The sequence below is a fragment of the Psychromonas sp. genome, from assembly GCF_983033635.1.
This window is the reverse complement of the sequence record NZ_CEZLMY010000200.1, coordinates 1-5,769: the sequence shown is the minus strand read 5'-3', so window position 1 is coordinate 5,769 and position 5,769 is coordinate 1. Positions and strand designations below refer to the sequence as shown.

The 5,769-nt window shown below is 37.6% G+C and carries 6 protein-coding genes; 2 read left to right on the top strand and 4 right to left on the bottom strand.

The window, feature by feature from the left end; genetic code table 11:
* Together AC4GME_RS16720 and AC4GME_RS16715 are read right to left on the bottom strand one after the other, a co-directional pair.
* Positions 1 to 1,157 (bottom strand): HD-GYP domain-containing protein (locus AC4GME_RS16720; protein WP_490379817.1); only part of this gene is annotated, 1,157 nt, incomplete at its 3' end.
* Positions 1,158 to 1,253: 96 nt separating this feature from the next.
* A complete protein-coding gene (locus AC4GME_RS16715; protein ID WP_490377560.1) occupies positions 1,254 to 2,147 on the bottom strand; it encodes a patatin-like phospholipase family protein in 894 nt (297 codons plus the stop codon).
* 182 nt (positions 2,148 to 2,329) lie between these two features.
* Here AC4GME_RS16715 and AC4GME_RS16710 point away from each other — a divergent pair, with 182 nt between their 5' ends.
* On the top strand, positions 2,330 to 2,995 hold the full coding sequence (locus AC4GME_RS16710) for a DUF2913 family protein (protein ID WP_490377559.1): 666 nt from the start codon (positions 2,330 to 2,332) through the stop codon (positions 2,993 to 2,995).
* A 24-nt stretch (positions 2,996 to 3,019) separates the two neighbouring features.
* Positions 3,020 to 4,414, top strand: coding sequence for a hypothetical protein (locus AC4GME_RS16705; RefSeq protein WP_490377558.1), 1,395 nt, complete (start codon positions 3,020 to 3,022; stop codon positions 4,412 to 4,414).
* A 34-nt stretch (positions 4,415 to 4,448) separates the two neighbouring features.
* Here AC4GME_RS16705 and AC4GME_RS16700 read toward each other — a convergent pair whose 3' ends face one another.
* Positions 4,449 to 4,991, bottom strand: coding sequence for an NUDIX hydrolase (locus AC4GME_RS16700; protein ID WP_490377557.1), 543 nt, complete (start codon positions 4,989 to 4,991; stop codon positions 4,449 to 4,451).
* A 49-nt stretch (positions 4,992 to 5,040) separates the two neighbouring features.
* A partial coding sequence (locus tag AC4GME_RS16695) for a tRNA (adenine(22)-N(1))-methyltransferase (RefSeq protein ID WP_490379816.1) occupies positions 5,041 to 5,769 on the bottom strand: 729 nt, incomplete at its 5' end.

Here is a 5,769-nt window from a genome sequence, read left to right as displayed (position 1 = left end):
TTAATAGTCGATCCAGATTTATATTCTTTATCTTTGAATTTTTCCTGAATGCTAAGAATATTCTGCTTATTATTGATTAATGCATTCACACAATCAGCATCAAGTTTACTGCCGGCAAGTTTTTTTAACTCCGCAAAAGCATCTTCAATTGTCCACGCTTCTTTATAGGGACGGACACTGGTTAACGCATCAAATATATCCGCAACCGCGACAATTCTCACCGCGATTGGTATCTGCTCCCCTTTTAAACCGTCAGGATAACCCGAACCATCCATTTTTTCATGATGCGAACGTATAATACTGCGCAGTAATGTAATATTAGGGATTTCTGAAAGTTGATAAACATTAATTAGTTTTGCTGCAAGTTCATCTCCTTTATTGGTATGTGCCTGCATAGTTAAAAACTGATCGTTACTAAGAGGACCTGGCTTTAGTAAGATATCATCCGCTATCATCAGCTTACCAAGATCATGAAGTGGCGCATAAAGGTAGATGTAGCTAATGATGAGATCGGTCAATTTATGGATATCGGCAACTTCTCTGGCGATTAACAGTGAAAAAGACGCCATTCTTTGCTGATGCTCAGCGGTTTCAGGATCGCGTCCAAAGCTGACCATTTTCATTGACTCAACTGTCGATTTTAGAACATTAATTTTTTCGGAATTTTGATGTACTAACAGTGTGAAAATCATTGCTATCAATCTTAATCTTTGTACCACCTCCTCTGCAAATACATTCTTTTCTCTTGAATTAACAAATAGAAAACCGAGTAACTGTCCCTCTATTAATAACGGAATAGTAACACTCGATAGATAGCCTGCCTGACGTATTAATGCTGTATGGCGATGCTTGCCTTTATCAAATATCGAAATATCATTAACAATTCGCTCCGTTTCTGCTGTTACTAATTCGCTAAGCGATTTGCATTCAGATAAAATAGCTTCGTAATTATGGATATTTGTATCGATATCTTCGTCATAAACATGGGTCTGAATCACGTCGCGTTCTGAATGATAAAGGGCAAGTGAAAGGCGATGTATAAACGGATAGCTTTGATTCAGATCCGCTCTGGTCTGGCTGATTTTTTGTTTTAAATCAGAATGATGCGCCAGATAGGAAGCGATTTCAATTTCTTGAACTTTTTTACAAATATTCATATCAAGGATTTACTCAGCAATAAATAATATCTAAAGTTTAGTACATCGCTTGTAAGCAGTTTGAACAAATAGAAAATTTAATTAAAAATGCAGTGTCTATTGAGCTGGTAAATAAAACTGTGCTTTTTGATACCCTAAATCAATCATCTCTTGCGCCCGATCAAACTCTAATGTACCACAGGCATTACGCGCAATTTCAATAATATAATCGGCGGGATATGCAGCTAGTTTTTGACGGGCGATAGTGCTCTGCATCGCATCAAACGCTTGGTTGGCAATATCATACGCTCCCCAATCTTGTGATTGAACTACCTCTCTATTGTTTCTAAAATTATTAATAAATGCCTTAATCTTATTATGGATATTTACATCCTGCTCTGCTGTTTTTTTCTTTTTAAGCTCAAGCTTATCCGGTTTTATAATCTCTTTTTGTATCGCCCCCCCTAAATTAACCGCGATAATCAGATCGGTTTGATCGCCGAAAGTTGGCGCAATTGGCACGGGATTTAGCACACCGCCATCAATTAATACAACACCATTACGATTCACGGGGGTAAAAAAGAGTGGCAACGAGATCGATGCACGGATCGCCTCGAAAAGTGATCCCGAGTTTATCCAGACCTCCTTTTCATGTTTGATATCTGATGCAACAGCCGTATATGAAAGGGGCAAATCTTCGATTAGCTGATCACCCAATAACTCGACTAAGGTGCTGATGATTTTATCACCACGTACTAAACCATTTGCTTTCCATGCAATATCCAACAATGAGATAATTTCAATTTTATTTATCTCACAAACCCATTTTTCAAACTTAGCTAAATTTCCTGACGCATATATTCCGCCAATTAATGCGCCAATCGAACAACCTGAAATAGATTTTATTTGATAATCATTTTCGACCAACCATTTAATAATACCAATATGTGCAAGGCCGCGTGCGCCACCACTGCCAAGTACCAATGACACAGTTGTTTTTTTATTTATCATATCGCCTCTTAACTGCCTTTAATTGGATCAGCCACAATATTGCTAAGTTTATAACTAATGAGTTAATTTTGTATTGTTTAAGCACTTACTTTCACTTATCTACTTGTGACACGCTTTATTGCCTGTCATAATTTTACTATTGCATATATACCCACTTATTTTGATCAAACAATAGGAATTACATGGTTCTCTTCTCTCAAGAAATTTATAAACTAATTAATAGCGCGTTATCTGAATTAACTGCGTCACAAGCATCAAGAAGAACACCGCACAACCCTCTTAGTGAAGCACACTATTTAGGTGCATGGGTGACAACAGCGATGAAAAAGAAACGTTTTGATTCAATTGTACAGGCTACTTTAAAAGGTTGGCAAAGACAGGCCCGTAGCCTAGGACAAAATGCAGGTTTAAAAGACCAATTCATCTACTTAGAAAAATGTTATAGCCAAGTATTAGATGCCGACAAACAGGTTCAGCCTGTTAATATCGAACAGCTTAACAAGCTTTATTCAGCCCTTTCAAATGAACAATGGATGGTCACAACCGACCTTGAAGTGGGTGATAAATTAAATCGCCATAGTGGCGGTAAAGAGTCATTAATTGTATGTGCAGAAAAAACAAGCAGTAGCTTTGATGAGCAAGGTGTATTAATAAAACCTCTTTCTTTATATGTACGTGGCAATCAGCAGACAATCATTAATTTTGCCTTTGCACAAGATCTGCTGTTATACAAAATAACTGATTATAAATCTAAGGTTAAATACCACGGTGAATTTATTGTTTATCCAAATAACGATGGAACCTCTTTACCCGAATTTCCTGTCGACCAAAGTGTAGAAGAGCAATAATAACTCAAGCTTACGAGGACAAATATGCCAATTATCAAACAACAAAGTTCGATATTAACGGATCAAGAGTTACAGTTATTGGCATCACAATCTACACAACAGCAAAATAGCAATTTTGCTGTTTACTCCTATCATATCTCCCTTAAACTCGACAATTGTTTCGTTTATCTATCAGATACGCTTGAGCAACTGATATTAATGGTCAGTGCCAGTCCACGTGGCAGCGCATTGGTTTTACCCGATAGCATTGAATCAGCCCCCTTTTTAGACAAACTGATTGAACTATTAAACTTGCGTGAAGATATTCAGATTTTTTGGGTGGGCAAAATGCCAAGCATGGAAGTTGAACTTCCCTCCTTTGAGTATTGCTTTAATCAAGCTAGTTTACTGCATAACCTAAACAGTTGGCAGCAACGCGTAAAATACATTTTTAGCCAATGGTTAAAACAATATCGCGTTGCTTTCATTACCGAAAATCCATTGCAGAAAAGTAGTCATCAATCAGAACTTGAGAGAATTGGACTGCAGCATGTTGATTATTTTGATGGTAAAAGTGTATTAACCGATATCAGTGATAAGCAGTTATTAATTATCGATCTCACTGTTAATGAATTACGCTTTGTCGATATTCTTAATAATTTAGCCAGTCGTGAACAGTTTCCCATTCTTATTTTATTTGGGGAGTTACCTGCCAACATATGCAGGGCTGCTTATAAACTGGCTCAGAATTCCGGGTTCTCTATTTTAGCAAGTTTGCCTTCTCTGCCCGATGAGCAACAATGGCATCGGTTATTAGTGTCCCTGTTCTCAAAAGTTTACTTAAAACATTGGATAAAGGAGGTGCCTGCAAAGAAATGGGCTTATGGTGTTTATAATCTCGAAAACCAAAACTTAGACAGTTATTTTTGTGTGCACGGCATGAGTAAAAAGCAGATCGCTGAACTACCGGAACGAAAACAGGTACGAAAAATAATTAGTTCCCATAGTTTAGAGGATTGGTTTCCTGATGGCATTCGCCGCGAGCTCCGTAGCGAACTGGCCAAGGATCTAAATTGTGGCTTTAAGCAAATGGACATTTGTATCGAGGATCCAGATCAAATTCAAACAACCTCAATATTATTTGCGGCCTTAGTGATGGCTCGTTTATCTCGTTTTAGAATTTATTGGTTTGTGGAAAATGAAAACCAACTCTCGACGGATGTGCTTAAAAACTTTCCAATCTCGCATTTGATCCTTTCAGAAACAATTAGCCATCGATTATTAGGCTCCCCGTCAGATGAGTTGCTCGATTTTATTGAACAGGCAAAACAACAAGAAATCAGTCTAGGCGCCACACTGCAGCAAAACCAAGCAACAAACTATGCGATGTCCTTATATGGCATTGAGTTTGTTCTTAATCAGCAAGACCATATAAAATAACTTTTACAACCAAACCACTTGAATATAGGCTCCTTTAACTGGCTTTTTCCTGTAGTTGTTGAGGTAATAATTCTTCTGCAATCAACTTTAATAGAAATGTCTCACGCTCAATCGACATCCCTTTTTTAGCGCTGTTTTTAATAGTTAATTCATTATGTGTAATAGCATCATAAACATTTAACCACACAGCTTTCATACCATTTTTTATTTCGTAATCTTCCAAGTTTGTTGCGCCTAACTGTGCATCGATATCACAAACATAACAGTAGGATTTCATATGCATAATTGCAAAATCATCTTTGTACCAGGGACGAAATTCTTCATATAAGCCAAACTCGCGGATATCTCTGATATTTTGCGCGCCCGTCTCTTCTTGTAACTCTCGAATTAAACCTTGTAGCAGATCTTCACCATCATCAAGCCCGCCACCGGGTAAAGTATAATCATGATAACGCTCGGTATAGAGCATTAAAATCTTGTCACCTTTAAGAATTATTGCGCGTGTTGCAACTCGCAAAAAAGTACTTTGATCAAGAGACTCAATATCAGGGTGAACGGTAGATTTAAGCTGGCGCATAATAAAACTCAATATTAAAAAACAGACAGGCCGCAGATAATAGCATTATTCAGCGTAACTGTTGGTACTGATTAATAATGCTTTTCACATGCGCATTAGGATTTTTAGCAATGCGCTGATAATGCTTGATGGTTTTATCTAAGTAATTCAGATGCAAGGGATCAGTCAAGTCCCACATTATTGAACCAACTGCAGACAGAGGTTGTGAGCTTGCTGGTGAGAGATGCAATATTTCATAACTGCGGCTATTTTCAAAAACCAGGCATTCATTAAGCAAACCTAGCTGATTATCAATTAAAAACTGACGCAGTTTATAATTATGATGAACGGGACACAAAATAAATTCAACATGGTAATTTGCACATACAGGCAATAGCGACTGCATAAGTTCGATAAGTAACTCTCCACCGATACCAGCAATAATAATAAGGTGTTTATCGGTTTCGGGTTTAATCGAAAATTGCCTAATCGGTAACTTGCCCGCATCAAGGCAGTGAACGAGCCAGGTCTGCTCCGCCCCTAACCAATGACGTTGTAATGTTTTTTCTATCTGCACCAGCAAATCCGGCACAATATCGACAAAATGAATGGTCTGTGCTACTTGAGCCTTAAGCAGGTTAAACCCTAATAAACCATGATCACAGCAGCAATCCCAAATATGATCGTATTGTTTCTCTACCATCTGCTCAATTTGTTGTAACCGTCTGCCTATTTTCACTATTGTTATTCTCAATATATATCTGTTTATATATACCCAAGCTACCTCAAGATGCAAGAA